This is a genomic window from Caballeronia sp. LjRoot34 (assembly GCF_964253815.1).
Lineage (GTDB): Bacteria > Pseudomonadota > Gammaproteobacteria > Burkholderiales > Burkholderiaceae > Caballeronia.
Window position 1 is genome coordinate 1320210 of sequence record NZ_CAXUSB020000002.1, and the last position, 20958, is coordinate 1341167.

General features: G+C 58.0%; 15 protein-coding genes and 3 pseudogenes. 10 read left to right on the forward strand and 8 right to left on the reverse strand.

Translation table 11 applies throughout. The features are described from left to right. Window positions 1-63 precede the first annotated feature (63 nt). Together ACSQ36_RS25450 and ACSQ36_RS25455 are read left to right on the forward strand one after the other, a co-directional pair. On the forward strand, window positions 64-396 hold the full coding sequence (locus ACSQ36_RS25450; protein WP_436184083.1) for a hypothetical protein: 333 nt from the start codon (window positions 64-66) through the stop codon (window positions 394-396). Between the two features lie 955 nt (window positions 397-1351). Then, window positions 1352-1528, forward strand: a pseudogene (locus tag ACSQ36_RS25455) (IS110 family transposase); the annotation flags it as partial. Between the two features lie 535 nt (window positions 1529-2063). Here ACSQ36_RS25455 and ACSQ36_RS25460 read toward each other — a convergent pair. The 3 genes from ACSQ36_RS25460 to ACSQ36_RS25470 form a co-directional block, all read right to left on the reverse strand. After that, entirely contained in the window at window positions 2064-2300 is a 237-nt protein-coding gene (locus ACSQ36_RS25460; RefSeq protein WP_436184084.1) for a hypothetical protein, read from the reverse strand. Between the two features lie 267 nt (window positions 2301-2567). Beyond that, window positions 2568-3815 (reverse strand): group II intron reverse transcriptase/maturase, encoded by a 1248-nt coding sequence (ltrA, locus tag ACSQ36_RS25465; protein ID WP_436184085.1) that lies wholly within the window; start codon window positions 3813-3815, stop codon window positions 2568-2570. A gap of 709 nt (window positions 3816-4524) precedes the next feature. Beyond that, the gene (locus tag ACSQ36_RS25470) at window positions 4525-4713 is read right to left on the reverse strand and encodes a hypothetical protein (protein WP_301782629.1); all 189 of its coding nucleotides are present in this window, start codon (window positions 4711-4713) and stop codon (window positions 4525-4527) included. 761 nt (window positions 4714-5474) lie between these two features. Here ACSQ36_RS25470 and ACSQ36_RS25475 point away from each other — a divergent pair. The 6 genes and pseudogenes from ACSQ36_RS25475 to ACSQ36_RS25500 form a co-directional block, all read left to right on the forward strand. Continuing rightward, window positions 5475-5576 (forward strand): annotated as a pseudogene (locus ACSQ36_RS25475) (encapsulin); the annotation flags it as partial. A 6-nt stretch (window positions 5577-5582) separates the two neighbouring features. Continuing rightward, a pseudogene (locus ACSQ36_RS25480) lies at window positions 5583-6224 on the forward strand (Clp protease N-terminal domain-containing protein); the annotation flags it as partial. Between the two features lie 224 nt (window positions 6225-6448). Further along, window positions 6449-8725: an FdhF/YdeP family oxidoreductase gene (locus ACSQ36_RS25485; RefSeq protein ID WP_436184086.1), complete on the forward strand. Its 2277-nt coding sequence runs from the start codon at window positions 6449-6451 to the stop codon at window positions 8723-8725. Between the two features lie 265 nt (window positions 8726-8990). Next, window positions 8991-10394, forward strand: a complete 1404-nt coding sequence (locus ACSQ36_RS25490) for a cytochrome ubiquinol oxidase subunit I (RefSeq protein WP_436184087.1) — start codon at window positions 8991-8993, stop codon at window positions 10392-10394. Further along, window positions 10384-11391 carry a cytochrome d ubiquinol oxidase subunit II gene (cydB, locus tag ACSQ36_RS25495; protein WP_436184088.1) on the forward strand — a complete coding sequence of 336 codons (1008 nt, stop codon included), beginning with the start codon at window positions 10384-10386 and terminating at the stop codon, window positions 11389-11391. Before ACSQ36_RS25490 ends, cydB begins: the two co-directional genes overlap by 11 nt. Window positions 11392-11658: 267 nt before the next feature. Beyond that, complete coding sequence (locus ACSQ36_RS25500; RefSeq protein ID WP_436184089.1) at window positions 11659-12570, forward strand: bestrophin family protein; 912 nt, start codon at window positions 11659-11661, stop codon at window positions 12568-12570. Window positions 12571-12838: 268 nt separating this feature from the next. Here the strand turns inward: ACSQ36_RS25500 and ACSQ36_RS25505 are convergent, their stop codons facing one another. Continuing rightward, window positions 12839-13789 (reverse strand): AraC family transcriptional regulator, encoded by a 951-nt coding sequence (locus tag ACSQ36_RS25505; RefSeq protein WP_436184090.1) that lies wholly within the window; start codon window positions 13787-13789, stop codon window positions 12839-12841. Window positions 13790-13954: 165 nt separating this feature from the next. Here ACSQ36_RS25505 and ACSQ36_RS25510 point away from each other — a divergent pair, with 165 nt between their 5' ends. Both ACSQ36_RS25510 and ACSQ36_RS25515 read left to right on the forward strand, forming a co-directional pair. After that, on the forward strand, window positions 13955-14686 hold the full coding sequence (locus ACSQ36_RS25510; RefSeq protein WP_436184091.1) for an SDR family oxidoreductase: 732 nt from the start codon (window positions 13955-13957) through the stop codon (window positions 14684-14686). A 693-nt stretch (window positions 14687-15379) separates the two neighbouring features. After that, window positions 15380-16396 (forward strand): SDR family NAD(P)-dependent oxidoreductase, encoded by a 1017-nt coding sequence (locus ACSQ36_RS25515; RefSeq protein WP_436184092.1) that lies wholly within the window; start codon window positions 15380-15382, stop codon window positions 16394-16396. Between the two features lie 327 nt (window positions 16397-16723). Here the strand turns inward: ACSQ36_RS25515 and ACSQ36_RS25520 are convergent, their stop codons facing one another. The 4 genes from ACSQ36_RS25520 to ACSQ36_RS25535 are packed head-to-tail and all read right to left on the reverse strand — an operon-like array spanning window position 16724 to window position 20921. Next, on the reverse strand, window positions 16724-17464 hold the full coding sequence (locus ACSQ36_RS25520; RefSeq protein ID WP_436184944.1) for an amino acid ABC transporter ATP-binding protein: 741 nt from the start codon (window positions 17462-17464) through the stop codon (window positions 16724-16726). A 21-nt stretch (window positions 17465-17485) separates the two neighbouring features. Beyond that, entirely contained in the window at window positions 17486-18646 is a 1161-nt protein-coding gene (locus ACSQ36_RS25525) for an aminotransferase class V-fold PLP-dependent enzyme (protein ID WP_436184093.1), read from the reverse strand. A 5-nt stretch (window positions 18647-18651) separates the two neighbouring features. After that, window positions 18652-19749, reverse strand: coding sequence for an amino acid ABC transporter permease (locus tag ACSQ36_RS25530; protein ID WP_436184094.1), 1098 nt, complete (start codon window positions 19747-19749; stop codon window positions 18652-18654). Continuing rightward, complete coding sequence (locus ACSQ36_RS25535) at window positions 19746-20921, reverse strand: amino acid ABC transporter permease (protein ID WP_436184095.1); 1176 nt, start codon at window positions 20919-20921, stop codon at window positions 19746-19748. The genes ACSQ36_RS25530 and ACSQ36_RS25535 overlap by 4 nt, the downstream gene beginning before the upstream one ends. Window positions 20922-20958 lie beyond the last annotated feature (37 nt).

Below are 20958 nucleotides of genomic sequence, written 5' to 3' on the forward strand. Positions count from 1 at the left end.
CCTACTATAGGTGGTACACGATAATCAAAACCACCTTTGTCGCCACAATACGGGAGGTTCGCCATGGACGCTGCGCGGCACGAGCAAGATCGCTCGATCTGTGAGAAATCTCCAGCTCGAATTATGGCAGGCGGCGAAGCTAAGGCACCCTGCGGGATCCCGCCGGTTCCGAAGATTTTCTCGCCTGAAGCGGTGGCGGAAAAGTGCGGTTACTCCTACGAAGTTCGCGACATCATGCCGTCCGCGAATCGCGGCGTCCGGTTTGAAACAGCAGGCATGATTATGTGGGCCGACAGATCATTATCGTTTCTGCTGCATTTCCTTTTGAAGTGCAGCGGTTTACTGCGGCACATTAAATTGGCCATCTGCTGTTGCACCGGTCGCTACTGGGCATGAAGCAACACCGCGATAGACCGCTCACGGGCGCGAACATGGGGCCCAGGCCGCCGCTTGAACAGGAGGCGGACCTGTTGCGTCGTTGCTGCTCGCACCCGCAAAAGCAGTAAAGCTCGAATCTCAAAGTCGGTTCGGGCACGTTCCACTCGTTCTGAATGAATTGACCGCCTGTCACCTGGCTGGCCATCGCGGCGCGCACGATTTGATGGCCTCAAGCCATGATCTGAAGGAGTTCTCAATGGCAGTCGCGCACGCCGGCCGATTTGGCCACAACCGCTTCGAATCAAGGGCCCACTTTTTTTGACCCTCGACCACGGCAATGGCAATCAGGTTGCGAGACCTGAATCTCATCGCGTACTGACGAGGAAAGCTGCGTGCCGGGACACTTTGACGAACGACCTCTTTAGGCGTCGCCCTCGCCGATGCCCAGCGCCGCTGTCTGTCCACAGTCACCCGCAGTTGTCTCCGTTTCGCGGATTGATAAGTTCCGCATCCGATATCTCCGTAAGATACCGTGTAGCGCTCTTTTCTATCCTACAGCTCTGGTTTGCACTTCGAGTGCTAACTGCTGACAACCCCGCATCACGCGCGGACATTCTGCATGCGAGGATCTTGGCACGTTAAGAAACCAACGTCTATTTTCGGCACTGCAATGTCTCGACAGCGGTGGCCTCTGATCGATGCATTAAGGCGAAGTCGATTGGCAACTGATACGAGGCAGCCACACCCAATATGAGTCCGAGCATCCTCACACACCCGGTCGCTTTAGGTACAGCCGTCATAACCGTTGCCCTCAAACCTTACTCAAAGCGATATTTTCAGGGAAGAAATCTTTTGGCGCGGCGCCCCGCCCCGCCGGCGCGTACGGAGTGCTCACTGGTGAGCGCGTAAGATGCGGACGCTCGGACACGGCTTGGTGCTAAGCATGCTCAATTCATTCGACCTCGTGTGAACGAATAAGACCGACACGGCGGACGCCCGGGCGATCTGGACTGCGGTGCAGCAACCCAGCATGCGCGCTGTTGCTGCCAAGACAGAAGGTCAGCAACCGATACTAACCTTCACCGTTTGCGCTCGTTGCTCGTCAAGTTCCAGCCGCCGCAGATAAATCAGTTGCAGGGGCTGTTTGAGTTCGGCAAAACGTTTTGCGCAGGACGCGTGGCGAGACTCGGCGATATCAGTGAGCGCATGGCAGAACTCCTAGATGCACTGCCACGACCAACAGTTCTTAATCTTAACGACCAGTTGCGCCGCATCGGCGCGGTTGAGGAAGACATCGATCAGCTCAAGAAGCAGCTTTGTGCCTCGAAAAGCGGAAAACGGCGTGTCATGCGATCGCGGGAAAATCGGCATCGGCAAGAGCCACGGCCGCGCTGGTCGCGACGATCGGTGAGCCATGCTCATCAAGTCCGGGCGCGAGTTCGCTTCGTCTCTGGGACTTGTTCCCCTGCAAAGGTACTGGCGGCAAACTCCAGTTCGGATCTATTTCAAAACGAGGCCGCAATTGATTCCGGCAATTGATTCCGGTGTTGAGTGCTCTTGTATGCGGATGCCATAATAGTGTGGCAACTTCAGCACAGGTGGCACGAAGGGTCCGTTGGTCACGCTCCGAGATTCGGAGCGAACAATGAAGAATCCAGGGGTATTTGACAATGAATCGGCAACCATCAGATCGACATCACGGTTTTCTGCACAACCTGAAGTGGATGGTAATCCTTTGGTGCGTCGGAATCGGCGCTACCGTGCTCCTCACACTTCCCTTTCATTTTCTTGTAATGGCGATGATGCGGAAATAGCATGATCGCTGCTGGCGACTTGCGCCAGGTGCAGTAGTTACGAGTAACCGCTTTTCCGTAGCTTCCATTAGCCTTCGCCGTTACGCGCAAGAAAAAAACAATGGACATCAGCCGGAGCCTTGAAAATGCTGGTATCAGCAGTCTGCGGAGTGTCCATCAGATCAGCCCAAAAAGTGGACAGAACGACCGTCGGAGTGTCCATCTTTCGCCACAGGTTTCGCATGGTCGGAAGCCCGATAAAGCCGAGCGTCCGACCATGCTAGAGCGTGTCAACCCATCGCGCGTTCCGAGTAGGCGAGGAGGTTACCCTCCTCGCCCCTCACAGACCCGAGCGAGCCCAATTAAGGCACTCGGTTCCTCGTCGTACAGGTTCGCTCACGGACGTACATAGCGATGGACGATCCTCGGTGGTGGCAGAGGGAATCTCTCCAATATCCGGCAAAATGCTTCCCATGACAGGTAGCTGGTGCTCTGCCGGGATCGGCGCGACAGCCACTTGTGCCATAGGCGGAGGACCGCGTGATGCAGGCTACTCAAACTGCCACCGTTTCCGGTTATGCCATAGTAAGCATAGTGTCCACGTAACATCCGACACAGCCGTTCATGTTGCTCTCGCAATGCCCAATGGCGCATGCGGCGACATTGGTGCTTGAACGCATCGAGAGAGCGCGCCAAGCGGTCTTTAGCCGTCTTCTGAAGCATTGCGCGTTTGCCATTCCTTGACATCACCCTGACATGCTTGAAGCCCAGGAAGTCGAAGGTCTTCGCGAACATCTGTTGCTGGTGGCTGGGTGTCCGGTACCGGAAATCGACCAATCGGGTCTTGTCCGGATGCAATTGCAATCCGAACTTCTCCAACCGCTTTCCCAGTACCGCATACACCCGCTGCGCGTCCTCTTTGTATTCGAAGATCATCACAAAGTCGTCGCAGTACCGCACCAACGTGCTCTTTCCCTTCAGTCGCGCTACCACCTGTGTGCTGTACCATTCGTCCAGCACATAGTGGAGAAAGACATTTGCCAGGCACGGTGAAATTACCCCGCCTTGAGGTGTACCCTTATCCGGGTAGAACAACTGCCCGTCCTCCAGCACACCTGCTTTGAGCCACTTATCGATCAGTCGTCTCACGACGCCATCCGTAACTCTGTTGGCCAGAAACTCCCGTAGTCTGGTTCGGTCGATGCTATCGAAGTATTTCCGGACATCAACGTCTAATACCCATCGACCTCGCTGCCCCATCACACCGGCACGGACAGCTTGCAGCGCTTGATGCGCACTGCGACCCGGCCTGAACCCGTACGAGCCGTCAAAGAACTCCTGCTCGTAGATCGGTTCCAGCAGCATCACAATGGCCCTTTGCGCTACCTTGTCCTCAAACGAGGGGATGCCTAAGCCACGCTGCCCACCATCCGCCTTGGCTATATAGTGCCGGCGTACTGGTGGCGCCTGGTAATGGCCCGACTTGAGCCGATTGATCAGGCTGCGAAGGTTCTGCTCCAGGTTGGCCGCATATTCTTCCGCCGTCTGACCATCGACTCCCACCGCGCCATCCTTGCGCGTGCATTCGTAGGCATATTGCATCCACTCATAGTCGATGTAGTGGTTCAGAGAAGTCAATGCCATTCCTGGATTGCTTCTCACCAACGTGGCTATTCGCTCCTGTTTCGTTGACACGCTTTTCGGTTTCAATGCACCCTCCGTGTTTCTCACGAGCGATTCTGTAACAACGGTGCCCCGCTTCCCTCGATCGGGTCCGCCTGAGCGGCGTTCCCCGACGTCGGCAGTACTACCAGGGCACTAAGACTTCCTGCGCCGATTACGGGGTCGCTTATGGATTCGCTTCCCCGCCCCAACTCGTGTCACCTCGTTCGCTCCCTCGGCGGCGGTGACGACCACCGGGGCCTTGCCCTGCTTATTTAGCCCCGTGCTCAGGGCTGCTTGAGTTGGTCAAACACAGGATCTCCCAGGTTCCTGGACAATCCATCCCATACCTTTGCCCCGCTCTCAGATCCCGGCCGGCCCGTCTTTGCCTCACCCTATCGGCAACACGGTACTGTCCCCAGGCCCTTGAAACTGAAGACGCCAACATTAGCGATTTCGAGACTCAATCACGCGGCTTCGGTATCTGCTGTCTACGCTTCAAGTAGTGCGTTGCCGCACTCGCATGCAAGACTCGCTTCCGGCTGGTGGCTAACCTTTACCGGGCGGGAGTTGAACCCGCTGGATTGCAACGAATGGTTTCCGCTTATACGTCCTCCATTCCCAGGCTTATCCTGGCGCTACAAGGGTTCACTTCGCCGGGCTTCGCCCGCCCTTGACCCGTTCAGTGGTGTCACAGAACCACGATCGAATTTGATGCGTCACTACGCCGCCTGCCGGTATCGGGGTCTGCGAGCGGGACTGTGTGATAGATAGTGCCGCCCTCGTGCGTGGTGATGCTGACCGGCGTCGCGCCGGGTGTGTGGCGATCAACGACCTCGGTCAGCGGCAGTTGCCGGATGGTCGTTCGTCTTGCTGTCATTGAGCAGATCCTCTGCTGTGTTGGTAGGGGTGTCCGCTTTAACACAGCCTGCGAGTATCAGGAAATGGCTCTTCACTTGCGCATACGCTGTAGACCTTTAGGCCTGTTGCTGTCGACGGCCAGATGCTACGGCTCGCCGTCGCGCGCAGCGGGCAACGGTCGCTTGCAACGTCTGTACACGCAGACTCTGCCCGAATCGCTGCAGCACACGCGACGGCAATCTTACACAGGCGTCAGCGCGCCGCGCAGTGGCTGGATTTCTGCAACAACGCCGAGCGCCACCCGTCAGTGCGATTTTGAAAACGTCGGTATTTTTTCTTGAAAGACATAGCCATTGAAAGGCGAGAGTCTATGGGCGCTCGCAGGTCAGCATCACAGGTATCCGCCCCTGATGGAATGAGTGCGCGCGCCCGACATCGTCGACCAGAACCGTATCGATGACCGGTTTACTTTCAGGAGCCTGTCATGTCAACAGAGGAATTGCTCCCGCCCGGCTCGCCCTTTGCGCTCGAAAGCGCCATTCAAAAGTTAAAACCTGACGAATACGGTTGGAGCTTGCGTTCGCGGAGGACCGCGCTATTCTCTCGGCGGCTACGCGGCGGCGGCCATCATGGCCATTCGTCCCGATTCGTCCAATTCGCCGATCACGCTAGCTGAGAATGTTGACGACAATCCGACCGTCATCAACGACGGGCTCGATGCGATGCAGCTCGCGGAGGTCGACGACTCTTATTGCATGCTCCTCCGCGCCGAAGCGCGCGATGAGGGGCTATCCCCTTATCGAACATCTCGGGCACATCGTCAACGGCGAGATCATCTGGGCGCCCGCAATCGACGGCATGAGTGTGCTCTCGCCGCGCGGCGGTCGCCCCGATGCCCAGAGCGACAAGATGACTGTCTCGCCACGCCTGAAGACTGCGTTCCGGGTATCGCGCGCTCTCGGCCACTCGTACTTCGGCGCGGACCACTTGCTGGTTGTCCTCGCTGCGGTGTCCGATAGCCTCGCCGGCACGCTGCTCAACACGCATGGCGTCACGCCCAAAGCGCTTCGGCAGAAGGTCGTGAATGTGGCCGGCAAGGGAGCTGAGGATGGCCTTGTATATACTCGGACTGTCCCGCCGAACCTCGCCGAATACCTCGTTGAAGTCGGCTATCGGCCCGAGTTCGGCGCGCGCGAACTGAAACGCAAGATCCGCCAGAAAGAGGAAATACGCGTTGCCAAGGAAATACTCGGCCATACGTCGAAGTCAGAAGGCAGCGTGGAAATCGATTACGACAAGCACAACGGGGACGCTAAGCTTAACCACGCGCTCTCTTCATCCAACGCACCACGGGACAAATCGGCCGACGGTCATGCTGTCAAGGCGGACGCTGACATACCACGCCCGGCAAGTCCGCCGGCGCAGCCAAAGGGCGTAGGAAGCGCGGCGCATCGGAGTCCGGCGCGGACACCAAATAATTTAAATGGACTAATTTATATATCGGCATCCTTAGCATTTTCTATTTTTTAGCGAGTTCCGTAAATCGCCAATCTTATTCGGATGTCGTTGTATACGCGTAAAACTATCGACACTCGAATCGAGCTGAGTGATGGTCAATTTTTTTGTTGCGGATATATTTAGATTAACTAAACTGAATCGAAGCAGAAGCAGAAGCGTAAGCCCGATGTGGCAATCCTGAAGCACCACAGTCTCGACAGCCCCCAGCACATCTGGGGACGTTCATGGAGGTTTATATGACCAAGCGACGCGAAGTGCCAGGCATCAGGCCGTATGAAGGACCTGCAGGTGGTTGGGGAGCGCTCCGGGCGACAGCTCAAGCCATCCGGACACAAATGGAAAGCATCAAGGCGCCGATTACGTTGATACGCACGAATCAGCCCGACGGCTTCGACTGCCCTGGCTGTGCATGGCCCGACAAGGAGCATCGCTCCACATTCCAGTTTTGCGAGAACGGCGCGAAAGCCGTCACGTGGGAAGCTACCACCAAGCGCGTTCCGCCGGAGTTTTTCGCTAGCAACACCGTAACGTCGCTTCTGCAAAAGACCGACTATGAACTGGAGGACATGGGCCGGCTCACGCATCCACTCGTCTACGACAGTGCAAGCGATACATTTCGCGCCGTCGAATGGGCGGATGCGTTTGCACGCATCGGTGAGATTCTCCGTGGGCTATCACCGGACCAAGTCGAGTTTTATACGTCGGGCCGCGCCTCGAACGAAGCCGCGTATCTGTACCAGCTTTTCGCCCGCGAATATGGTACGAACAACTTCCCGGATTGCTCGAACATGTGCCACGAGCCCACCAGCGTGGGTCTTCCGCAGTCGATCGGCATCGGCAAAGGCACGGTTTCGTTAGAAGATTTCGACTCGACAGAACTCATCATTGCAATCGGTCACAATCCCGGCACGAATCACCCGCGCATGATGGGTACGCTCCATGAAGCATCGCGGCGCGACGTCCCGATCATTGTGTTCAATCCGCTGCGCGAGCGCGCGCTAGAGCGTTTCGCCGACCCGCAGAGCATGATGGAGATGGCAACCTTTGGGTCGACCCGGATCGCGTCGACTTATTTCCAGGTCGACGCGGGTGGCGACGCTGCCGCACTCAAGGGGATCATGAAGGCATTGCTCCAGATGGAGGCCGAGCAGGGGAATGTTCTCGACCGAGAATTCATCTCGACGCACACCGAAGGATTCGATGCCTTCGCCGCAGACCTGGAAGTGACCTCATGGGACGACATCGAAAAGGCAAGCGGCCTCACGCGCGAGGATCTCGATCACGTCGCCATCGCCTACGCAAAGTCGAACGCGACGATCGTCACCTACGGCATGGGCGTGACGCAGCACAACAAAGGCACCGCCAACGTCCGCCTCATTGCCGATCTGTTACTGCTGCGCGGCAACTTCGGCAAGCCCGGGGCCGGCATCTGCCCGCTGCGCGGGCACTCCAACGTTCAGGGCAACCGTACCGTCGGCATTACCGAGAAGCCGTCCAAGGAATTCCTCAAGCTGATCGAGAGTGCGTGTGGCTTCACGCCACCGTCCGATCATGGGCACGATGCGGTCCGGGCGATGCAGGCGATGATCGACGGCACGGCCAAGGCGCTCATTTGCCTGGGCGGAAACTTTGCAGTTGCATTGCCCGACTCCGAACAGTCCTTCCCCGCGATGGCCAAACTCGATCTGGGCGTGCATCTAGGCACCAAGCTCAACCGTACGCACCTGCTTGTCTCGAAGGAAACGTATCTATTCCCTTGCCTCGGCCGAACCGAGCTCGATGTGCAGGCTGGAGGGCGGCAATCGATCACGGTGGAAGACTCGATGTCAATGGTCCATGCGTCGGCCGGGAAGCTGACGCCGGCTTCCGAGCACTTGCGCTCGGAACCTGCAATCGTCGCAGGTATGGCGCGTGCCACCTTGCCGAACAGCAAGCTGCCGTGGATGGACCTCATCGCCGACTACGACAAGATCCGGGATCTGATTGAGCAGACCGTTCCGGGATTCGAGGACTTCAACGCGCGCATCAGAAAACCTGGTGGATTCCGGCTACCGCTTCCACCGACTGAGCGCAAATGGCATACCCCATCGGGCAAAGCCGTCTTCTCGGTGTATGGCGGAGTGAAGGAGGACGCCGACGTTTTCGGCGCAGAAAATGTGCTGCGTCTCATCACGCTGCGTAGTCACGACCAATACAACACGACCATTTATGCCATGGACGATCGTTATCGAGGCGTATTCGGACGGCGTGACGTTCTGTTCATGAACGAAGGAGACATGGCCGCATACGGAATCGAACACGGCGACGCGGTAGACATCGAAACGGTGACCCCTGGCAGGCAGCTGCGGCTGAAGAACCTTACCGCGATCATCTATAACATCGCGAAGGGTTCAGTGGGGGCGTATTACCCGGAAGCGAACGTTCTGGTTCCGCTCGACTACCTTGACAAGGAGAGCGGGACGCCCTCTTACAAGTCGATTCCAGTTCACGTCGTTCGCGCAGCAACGAACTAACTTTACGTTAGCCTGCCCGCCGGATTGGGGTGAGAGTTGGCGTCCGGCATATCGGCAGACGGACCGTTGGGGACGGGTACGGATTTCGCGCGCACAGGCAGCCTCCGCACCGCAAGCCGGCGCCTCGTCACGTCGCCGTTCTGGCATTGAGTGTCAACAGAAACACGTTGTAGCAGAGCGTCAATTCAGCCGCGTAGTCGTAGCGCCGCTGCATGGCGTCCGTCTTCACACGCATGCCGTCATCACCTGGAGCTACTGACCGATCATGGAAATCTTCGACGCATTTCATCTCGCCAGACTGCAGTTTGCGTTCACGGTTTCGTTTCATATCGTCTTTCCGGCGATCAGCATCGGCATGGCCAGCTTCCTCGCCGTACTGGAATGGCGCTTTCTGCTAACGGGGGACAAGGCTTACAAGGACATGTACCTGTTCTGGTCGAAGATTTTCGCGGTCGGCTTCGGCATGGGCGTCGTCTCCGGCGTGGTCATGGCCTATGAGTTCGGCACCAACTGGAGCGGCTTCTCCGCGATAGCCGGAAACATCACCGGGCCGCTCCTGACATATGAAGTGCTAACTGCGTTCTTTCTCGAGGCTGGATTTCTCGGCGTCATGCTGTTCGGCTGGCATCGCGTGAGTCCTCGCGCGCACTTCTTCGCGACGCTGATGGTCGCGGTGGGCACACTGATTTCCACGTTCTGGATTCTCGCGTCGAATAGCTTCATGCAAACGCCGCAAGGATATGCCATCGAAAATGGCCGCATTGTCCCTGTCGATTGGCTGAAAGTGATTTTCAACCCATCGTTCCCCTTCCGGCTCGCGCACATGACGATTGCCGCGTTCATCGTGGCGGGCTTCATCGTCGCCGCATGCGGTGCCTGGCACCTGCTCCATGGACGGCGCGACGTGCCAGTCGGGCGTAGCTTTTCGATGGCGCTGTGGATCCTGCTGGTACTGACACCGATACAGATTTTCGTCGGCGACGCACATGGGTTGAACACACGTAAATATCAGCCTGCAAAGATCGCGGCAATCGAAGGCCTGTGGGAAACCGAGCACGGTGGCACCTCACTCAACCTGGTCGGTCTGCCCGACATGGACGCAGAAGTGACACGCTACGCGATCAAGATACCGCATCTGGGAAGCGTGATCCTGACCCATAGCTGGGATGGCGAGATTCGCGGCCTGAAAGAGTTTCCACCTGAGGATCGACCGTATTCGCCCATCGTGTTCTGGACCTTTCGGATCATGGCCGGTCTCGGCATGCTAATGCTATTGACTGCACTCGTTGGCCTACTGCTTAGACTGCGCGGCCAACTCTATGAGACTCGATGGTATCAATGGTTCGTGTTTTGCATGGGACCGTCTGGCATCCTGGCGCTGCTAGCCGGGTGGATCACGACGGAGGTGGGCCGCCAGCCTTGGACAGTCTATGGCGTCGTGCGGACGATAGACTCCGTCTCGCCGATCGGTTCCCAGCAAGCAGGCGTTTCGTTGCTGATACTCGTTCTTGTGTATTTCCTCGTATTCGGCACGGGCGTCTACTACATGCTGAAGATGATGAAGAAGGGGCCGGCAGAGGGCCTCGAAACCCGCGAATCGATGAAGTACCCGGGATTGCACAATCGGGCACTGGACGCGTTGGAAGGAGAACAACATCATGCAAATTGATCTTCCTGTTGTCTGGGCGTTCATTATCGGACTCGGAGTCTTCATCTATGTGATGCTCGACGGTTTCGACCTCGGCATCGGCCTTCTATTTCCTTTCTTTGAAGCGAAAGGCGAGCGTGATGTGATGCTCAACACCGTCGCCCCGGTCTGGGACGGCAACGAGACGTTTCTTGTCCTTGGGGGCGCCGGACTTTACGGTGCGTTTCCGATCGTGTATTCGACGCTGTTGCCGGCAAACTACATGCCGTTGATCCTGATGCTGGTGGGCCTGATCTTTCGCGGAGCGGCGTTCGAGCTGCGCGCGAAGGCCACCCGCACGCAGCACGCATGGGACCTCGCGTTTATCGGCGGGTCAGCGCTGGCAGCCCTCTGCCAGGGCATCGTACTTGGGTCCCTGTTGCAGGGCATCAAGATTGCGGACGCGCGCTTCGTCGGTGACCCGTTCGATTGGCTCTCACCGTTCAGCCTGTTCTGCGGGATCGGCGTACTCATGACTTATGCGGCGCTCGGCTGCGGTTGGCTCATTTTAAAGACGGACGGGGAATTGCAGCGCAAGATGCGCGAGCTCATGCGGCCGCTGGTGAGCGTCCTTCTGGCAACGATTGCTGTCGTCAGCGTGTGGACAGTAGTCGGATTGCCGGCCGTAGCCCAGCGCTGGTTTGGAAGCGGACATCTCGGATGGTTTCTGCCCGTGCCCATACTTGTGATCCTCTGCGTCTGGGGCATCTTCCGCTCTGTTCGGCTGCAACACGAAGCGTTGCCGTTCCTCCTGACGCTCGGGATATGTTTTCTCGGCTACACGGGACTGGTCATCAGTATCTGGCCGTACATCGTGCCGCCATCGCTGACGATCTGGGATGCCTCGTCGAGTCATTCGAGCCAGCTCTTCGCCCTAGTCGGCACTGTCATCGTATTGCCGATCATCCTCGTCTACAACGCTATGCAATACCGCGTGTTCCGAGGCAAGGTGCGTGAAGGAGACGCAGGCTATCACTGAACCGTATGGCGCCAGCAGGCGTGGGCCGTCGATGCGCCGGGTGATGCACGAAGAGAACCAGGTGGCGTCCAGTACGGCATTCGCATCCTGGCGCCCGCCATCGTGTGAACCAGCACAATCACTTTCCTTGCGGATACGGGGCTCCCGCTCGTGACGCGGGCTTTCACATAGCAGACGAACCCCGTATGTCGATTTATTTTCATCCCGGGCACAAACCGAATTGTCTTGGCGCCCCTGCCGCCATTCAATACACGACACGAGCACATCATGATTGTAAGACCAAGCGAAAACTGGTTCCGGCTGCTGTTTGTGTGGCACGGATCCGTTCTGCAATCGATCATCCCACAGCTGATTTTCATGGCGATCGTCAGCAGTCTCGCCGTACTGACACAGGGGCGAATCTTTGGGCAGAAGATTCCGCTCAACACGGCGCCTTTCACGCTATTCGGTCTCGCGCTCGCGATCTTCCTCGCGTTTCGCAACAACGCGAGCTATCAGCGATTCAACGAGGCACGCCATTTGTGGGGCGACCTGCTGATTTCCGCACGCGCCTTGACGTCGCAGATGCTCTGTTACGTGCCGGAGCGCGCCGACAAGCTTCATATCGCCCAGACGCTGATTGCGCTCGTCTATGCGCTCAAGCACGAGTTGCGGGGAACGGACCCCGCGCAGGACTTGGTGCGCCTGCTCAGTCGCGATCAGGTCGAGCTGTTGCTCAACAAATCCTACAAGCCTATTGCCATTCTCAATGACATTCGCCGCGAGCTGGCGAAAACCGGACAGCGCGCGGAAATCGGCCAGACAGCGCTCTGGATGCTAGATGCGCAGATCAACAAACTTGGCAATGCCGTTGGCGGATGCGAGCGCATTGCCTCCACGCCGATACCGTTTTCCTATAACGTCCTGCTCCACCGCACGGTCTACACTTACTGTGTCATGTTGCCGTTCGGACTCGTCGATTCGACGGAATTCTTCACGCCCCTGCTCTGCGTTTTCATCTCTTACACACTGATCGCGCTCGAAGCGATCGCCAGCGAAGTGGCAGAACCGTTCAGCCTTGCACCCAATGCGCTCGCGCTCGACGCCATATCGCGAAATATCGAACGATCCATTCTCGAATTGTGCGGGCACCCTATTCCGGACCCGGTCGCCCCAGTTCGCCGTTATCAACTGACGTAGGCAAGAACCCAAACGCATCCGGGCGTCTTTGTGCCAACAAGAACCATGCTGAGCCATCGCTTTCGACGAAGCCCTGCAGTGCTTCGTCCAGACCTTTTATCATCGGACACTTCAACCCACGTGCCGCTCTAGACAAAGTCAGCTTTCCTGAAGAGGATCTTTCTTAATGCCGAGGTGAGTGGCTTGGGGACGTATGCGCTGAGGTCGTATCGACCGGTCCGAATTTTCTTTGCGAAAGTCCTGATCGTGCCGCGCGCAGATCATTCGTTCATTGCGCCTCAGATAGAAGAAAGTCCTGCCCGGGAGGCCGACGCACGGCCGATCTGTAACGCTTCGGTGCTTTGCCCGTGACGCGCTTGAATGCCACGCTGAACGCGCTTTCGGATGAATACCCCAGCATGTCCGACACCTCAGACAAGGGCGCATTGCTTTCACGCAGTGCACGCTCGGCCAGGTTCATCCGCCACTGCGTCAGGTAAGTCAGCGGCGCCACACCGGCTACTGTCTTAAAGTAGCTTGCGAAGACGGTTCGCGACATCGCACAGGCCTTGGCCAATTCTGTGAGATGCCATGCGCGTGCAGGGTCGGCATGCATCAGCCGAATCGCTGGTTCGATCCGGGGATCGCTGATGGCGCGAAGCCTCCCAGATGTCATCCTATCCACACTTGCGAGGTACGCGCGTAGGACATGCAGGAAAACGAGCTGCGCCAATTGCGTGGCCGCAAATTGTGAGCCGGGTCGATTCATGCCGTGCTCTCCCACGAGCTGATCAACCAGCCATCGGATCGCATCTCCTTCGGCACCGCCTCCGCGCAAGTGAATTACAGGGGGCAGGTTATCGATCAGCAACGCTCCGCCGGCCGAGTCCAACCGGACATGCCCACCGAGGAAGAAGAAGTTGTCCCCTTTGCCCAGGTTGAGGATTCGATTGCCGTCGTCGCCATACAGGGCAACGGCATCGAGTGCCGGCACGGCAGGGTCGCTGGCGAGCGAAAACCCACGCGAGGCGGTCAGCAAAAACGTATCGCCTTCACTGAAGCGGATGGGTGACTCGCCATCAATAGAGAGCCAGCAGGTGCCGCGTGCGGCGATAAAGAACTTGACGCGATCAGGTGGAGGAAACCGGATGGCCCAGTCGCCGCCCGCACGGAAACCGCCCGAAACCACGGACCGCGCATTGACCAGCGTAAGCACATCGGAGAAGGGATCGGATTTCATTCCCGTACTATCGCAAAGAAATAAAGGATTCTCAAGCATTCCAAGTCCCGCCCTGGACGCTTAAGGTGTCGTCACTGCAACTAACCAAGGTTCCTCGCCATGTATACATCGTCCACGGATCAGTCTCCGTCGCAAGCTTCCCGTCGCCCTGCCAGCCAACCTCCGGTGGCCATCGTCACTGGCGGATCGCGCGGCATCGGCCGCCGTATCGCCGAGAGGCTGGCACAGGCCGGCTATGTGGTGCTGGTCAGCTACCGCAGCGACCAGACCAACGCAGAGGACACCGTGGCCGCCATCGCCGCTGCTGGTGGAACGGCCCGCGCCTTGCGCGCGGACGTGTCTGACGCTGCCGCAGTTACCCAACTCTTCGACACGGCGGAACGCGAATTCGGCGGCGTCGATGTTGTCGTGCATGCGGCCGCAGTCCTAGTCACCAAGCCGTTGGTGGACCTGGACCTTGACGAGGTGGACCGCATGTTGCACACGAACCTGCGCGGCGCCGTGCTCGTGAACCAACAGGCCGCGCGGAAGGTTCGCGCCGGCGGGTCGATCATCAACGTGTCGAGTGCGATCACCAAGGGAACCGCGCCCGGCTACAGCGTGTATGCCGCGACCAAGGCGGCCTTGGAAGCCCTGACTTTGACGCTGGCGCGCGAGCTACGCGGCCGCGATATCACCGTCAACGCTGTCGCTCCCGGCCCGACCGACACGGAGATGTTCAGCACCGACCTCACCAACAGCGGCCATGGCGAGCAGATGCGTCAGGCGATCGTCGACGCCACGCCACTGGGGCGCATCGGCCGCCCCGACGATGCCGCCGAAGTCGTGCTGGCGCTCGTCGGACCGTTGCGCTGGGTCCACGGTCAGACCATCCACGCCAGCGGCGGCCTGGTGTGAATCCGCATTTGCAATCCGTCATCGTAACGGGCGGCAGCAGCGGCATCGGCCTCGCCTGTGTGGAACTGTTGCTTGATGCCGGTGTGCCCTCGCAACCGCTGCGAGCCTCGACGCGGCTGCCGGGCAGGCGTTGCCGGAAAATGAGGCCCCGGAACACCGGGACAGGTTGCAGTTCGCAACCATTGATGTTTCCGATGAGGCTGCCGTGGGGCCATGGTTGACAGCACTGTGGACCGCCTTGGGCGGCTGGATGGAGCGATAAATTGCGCCGGCGTTCCACCAACTTGGTATAGCCGTGCACGAGTTGAGCGCCGAAGATTGGGACCGGCCTCGGGCGTCAACCTACGCGGCATGTTTTTCTGCTTCAAACAGCCGATCGCGACGATGCGTGCGACGGGCGATGGCACGAACCTCGCGATCACTTCGATCGCAGACGCCCGTTCCCACCCGCGTTTTAAAACGCCCGCTTCGGCATTCGCCTCAACAGCATCCCGCCCGGAGCAATCGGGACGCCCAATCCACCAAGCGCCAGATTGGCCGGCCCGAAGAATTGGTACATGGCGCGCGGGCTGGTTTCCGACTGCTCGTGACCGGCATCGAAGTCCCGATCAAGGTGGCTGGCTGCTGCTCTGAATGCGACGCCTCGAAGTTGAATCCACACTCCCCCCGACCACCCGACAAAGGAAGTCTTTCGTGACCACCACACCTCAAAACCCCATCAACTCGGGCTTCACCGCTGCATCCACAACCTCGCACGTCATCAGGGGCGTCGACCTTGTCGGCAAAGTAGCGATCGTCACCGGCGGCTACTCCGGACTGGGCCTCGAAACCGTGCGCACCTTTCTTTCCGCAGGTGCCCGTGTCATCGTCCCGGCCCGCGACGTGGCACGCGCGAAGAAGGCGCTCAAGGGACTGTCCGCCGCTGAGGTCGAGGAAATGGATCTGCTCGATCCGGCTTCGATCGACGCCTTCGGCAAGCGCTTCCTCATATCGGGCCTACCGCTCGACATCATGGTCAACAGTGCCGGCATCATGGCCGTTCCTGAGCGGACCCAGGACGCATGGGGTCATGAGCTGCATTTCGCAACCAATCACCTAGGCCATTTCCGTTTGACCGCGAGACTGTGGCCGGCACTGAAGCGAACCGAAGGCGCACGGGTGGTGTCAGTGTCATCCATGGGTCACCGCTTCTCGCCTGTGGTGTTCGACGACATCAACTTCGAGAACCGGCCCTACAGCCCGTGGGCGGGATATGGCCAGTCCAAAACCGCTAACATCCTGTTCGCGGTCGAATTGGACGCGCGCGGCAAGGCCGATGGAGTCCGCGCCTTCTCAATGCATCCAGGCGGCATCCCCGGCACAGGCCTGGAGAAGAACGTGCCAGTCGCGGAACTCGTTGCCGCCGGCGTCATCGACGAGCATGGCATACCGCAGATCGATCCCGCAAAGGACATCAAGTCGGTCCCGATGGGGGCGGCCACTCAAGTATGGTGTGCCACCAGCCTCCAGCTCGCCGGGATGGGCGGCGTCTTCTGCGTCGACTCCGATATCGCGCCGCTGCTGGATGTGAATCCAGAGAACTTCTCAGTCGCCGAGAGCCAGTCCGGCAAGCGCAGCAACGGTGTGGCGCCCTATGCCGTCGATCGCAAAGCAGCCGCGCGCTTATGGGAAATCAGCGAGCAGTTAACTGGCGTGCGGTTCTTCGATTGACTACGAAAACAATGACGCTTCACCGGACCGACGTGGCCGAGCGAAGCCGCAGTGATACCGGACGTAGGCCAGCCATTGCCCGACTGCGGCCTCGTGCAGACAGATAGTCTTCGACAACTGACCTTTTGAACTTCTCGCTGTACGTGCTCGGCTGAAAGGGTTCTGGCGATCGGCCAGAACCCGTGCATATAGCACAACACAAGGTTGAGTTGGACGTAGAACGCCCAATTTCAATGCGCCCTAAGCGAAGAATGTTTCTATCTTCAAACCAGTGACCGGGGCTTATGTGGTGCGCGCTCAAGCACGATAAAGGTCCATCATCGAAACTCACAAAATTTGACTGAGGAATGCACGCGCTCTTTCACTCTTCGTTGAATCAAAAAACTCGACTGGCGCTGAGTCCTCCAGGATTTCGCCCTTGTCCATAAATACAATCCGGTCGGCAACCTGGCGTGCGAAGCCCATTTCGTGCGTCACGCACAACATGGTCATGCCGTCTCCGGCCAGTTCGATCATGGTATCCAGCACCTCCTTCACCATTTCGGGGTCGAGGGCTGACGTGGGTTCATCGAACAGCATCAGCTTCGGACGCATGCAAAGAGCGCGGGCAATTGCGACCCGCTGCTGCTGACCACCGGAGAGCTGCGACGGAAACTTCGGCGCCTGCTCGGCGATTTTCACTTTCTGAAGGAACCGGATTGCGTCTTCCTCAGCCTCTTGCCGCGAGACCTTGTTGACCCACATCGGTCCAAGCGTGCAGTTGTCGAGCACGGAAAGATGAGGAAACAGGTTGAAGTGCTGAAAAACCATACCCACTTCAGCACGAATTGCGCTGACGCTTTTCATATTCGCTTCCAGCGGACGACCCTCCACCGATATTGTCCCGCTCTGATGCTCCTCGAGCCTGTTGATACATCGGATGAGCGTAGACTTTCCGGAGCCAGACGGCCCGCATATGACGATGCGCTCGCCTCGACTTACGTCCAGGTTGATGTCTCTCAGTACGTGAAACTGCCCGTACCACTTGTTCACGGATCTCATCCGGACGGATCTTGTATCTTGACGCATCATGTTTCCTGGCAATTCACTTCAATCATTTAGGAGCTCGGCGATCACCTCTGAGCACCGGTCGACGTCTGCTTCGGTGTTAAAGACGTGTGCGCCGATTCGAAGCGAGCCGCTGCGCTCGCTGACGAAGACGTTGCTCGCTTTGCAATGCTCCTGAGTGCCTGGCGGACATCCCTTTATACCGAGTATGTGCGGCGATCGAAGCCGCTTCGGCAGTACCTGCAGCGGCAGGGAAGATAGCGCTGAGGCCAGTCTGTCGGTGAGCATCTCCACCCGTGCCTCAATGTCCTGGCGCGACCAGCTTGAGACGAGTTTTAGGCTTTCCAGGGTTGTCGGGAGCGCTATGAAAGAGTCGCGTTCACCCATATCGAATCGACGCGCACCGGCCAGATATTCCGGGTTACCCGAAGACGGAGATATCCGCCTGTCGATTTTTCGGTTTTGTCCATTTTGTTCTAGCGACACGCCTGCCTGCATGTGAGGCGCCACATACAGGAACGCCAGACTGTAGGGACCCAGCAACCACTTATAGGCCGGGAACATCAGGAAGTCGGGGCGAAGTTTTCTAACGTTGACTTCCATAACCCCAACTGCTTGGGTCGCGTCGATCACAAACGCGGCGCCATTCTTCCTGACGGCCTCGCTCACCAGGACCAAATCAATTTTCGCTCCGTCGCTCCACATGTTCGGCGGAATGGATGCCACGGCGAGAGGGGCCGCGCAGGGTCGGGAAATACACTCAAGGATTGCAGCCGTCCAGTCGCCGTCGGCCGGGACCGGTACAAATTCAAGCATTGCACCGGAGCGGTCTGCGTGAAACTTCCAGGTCAGGCACTGGGAACTATGTTCGCCCTCAAGCAGGAGGACTCTGGCGCCACGCGGCAACGCCAGATTGCTTGCAGCCGTAGCCAAACCGTAGCTGATGGAATTGACAATGGCCAGATCATCCATCTCGGCCCCTATTAAAGCAGCCGCATATCGACGTACCTCTTCCGCCACGACTTGAGACGCTGCGGGGTCCCTTGCCCAAGGAGCCGCCTTACTAGAGGCTGCCCGTACGGCTGCTTGTGTCGACCGTTCAGGCGTCGGCGTAATTGCTGCAGAATCTAAATAGCAGATTTCTTCGCCTATGGCAAAGAGGTGGCGTTGGGACGCCAGCATGACTGAGTTATGGGATGTCATAGCATCTACCCGTACTTCCGTTCAAATCGTCGGCTATACAGCGACATCGAGAAACAGAAACAGAAATACATCGCACCTACAAAGATGAAGACTTCCATGCCGTAGGCTTGCCAGTTCGGGTCTGCAGCGGAGCGCTGTGCAGCGTTCAGAATGTCGAAAATCCCGACGATGCTCACAATGGACGTTGCCTTGAAGAAGCCGATGAACGTGTTGACGAGGGATGGCACAACGCTCCGCAGCGCTTGGGGAATCAGTACGAGGTAAGCTGTTTTCCAGTAGGACATCCCTAACGCCAGAGCCGCCTCCTCCTGACCTTTAGGCAAGGATTGCAGGCCACCACGAACGACTTCGGAGAGATACGCTGCGGCAAACAACATGAAGGCGATGACGACCCTGAGAAGTTTCGACACGTTTACCCCGTCCGGGAGCAGAAGCGGAAACATCACACTCGCCATAAACAGGACGGTGACCATTGGAATCGAACGAACGCATTCGACATAGGTCGACGCCAGTGCGCGCGGAATAACAAGCCGCTTTGCCGTTCGCGCCAGCGCAATGAGGATGGACAGCGGAAAAGCAAATGCAAGGCCGAAAGTTGCCACAAAAAGCGTAACGGGCAAACCTCCCCACTGGTCGCTTGCGACCGGGCTCAGTCCCAGAACGCCTCCCCACATCAGAGTTGCCGCACAAATGAGTCCGCAACACCAGACGACGACAAGCGCAAGCGACCAGAAGCGACGGATTGTGGTCCCGGCAAGTAGCGCGATCAGAATCGCCAGAGCTAGCCCAGGCCTCCATTGTTCATCGTAGGGATAGAGCCCAAAGAGGATAAGTCGCCACTTTTCCGAGATTACACTCCAGCATGCTCCGCTTGGTCTCAGCGCGCATGCATCGGGTCCACCCGCGCCAAACGTCGCGTTGAAGACTCCCCAGGTCATCACGCCACGTGCGGTGAGGAAAAGCATCGCGACGAGTGCAACGGTGGTGACCGAGGAAATATAGCCAGAGAACAGGTTCCGTTTGAGCCAGCGGGCAGCAACGCGAGCGCCATGTTGCGCCGGAACACCCTTCTCGTCGTGGGCTTCCCAATTTTTGCGCATCATTTCTCCCGCATTACGCGTTGATGATATCTGCTCATAAGGAAACTCATTATGAGGCTCAGAACCAGGTAGAACGCCATGGTGATGAAAATCACCGATACCGCCTGCCCCGTCTCGAACGTCACGGTGTTGCCGACTGAGACTATTTCCTGGTAGCCGACAGCGACCGCCAGTGAGCTGTTTTTCAGAAGACCAAGGTACTCGTTGGTCAGCGCGGGTACTGTCGGTCGCAAAGCCTGCGGAAAGACAACCTTTCCCAATACGGCCCAGTTACTTAGTCCCAGGGCATGTGCGGCTTCCCATTGACCTTTCGGAACGGAGCGTATGCCACCACGAACAATCTCCGCTACGAATGCTGCTGTATAAAACGTGAGGCCCAGAGCGACCGCCAGGAACTCAGGAGATACGTAGGTGCCTCCTGAGAAATCGAATCCATTTAGCTCGGGATAGGACAGCACTGAATGGCTGGCTAAATAACCCAGACCTGCACAGAACGCTATGAGTGACAGCGCTGTCAGACCCGCACGCCCCTTCGAAACACGAGTCCGGGAACCCCAGATGTACGCAAGGCTGAAGCCGGCGGCCAGTAGTACAAGTAGCACGAAAACCGCTGAACTCTGTGAGACGTTGGCGTTAATCCAGGGAAGATAAAGTCCTCGGTTAGACAGATACAAATGCGGTATGGGCTCGAGGGCCGAGCGCGCCGACGGCAGCTGATTGAGCGCTTGGTACCAGATGAATATCTGCAGCAGTACGGGGATATTCCGAAGCGCTTCAACGTAGACAGCGCACAGTCTCGCAAGTAACCAGTTTGATGCCAACGAACCGAAGCCGACCACAAGCCCTACCAGCGTGGCAGCCACAATGCAGACTGCGGTCAACTGCAGAGAGTTGATTGCTCCGGCGACCAGAACCGTCGCATACGTACTGACGCCGGGAACAAACTCAATCGGAGAATGAGACAGGGGAACCCGTGCGACCTGGCCTAGAAATGCAAAGCCCGACTGTACACCGCGCTCGGCGAGATGGTAGTTGATGTTATGAAACATCCACAACACCACCGCAATGACCGCCCCGAATGACACCGTCTGCCAGAAAAGCGTCTTCCAGGACTGTTGTGCGGGCCGGGGCGCGATCGAGTCAGTTCCAGGAGATGCGTTGACTTTTGAATCCATGACTCGACTCATTCTACTTGGGCTCCCGAGTGAGCAA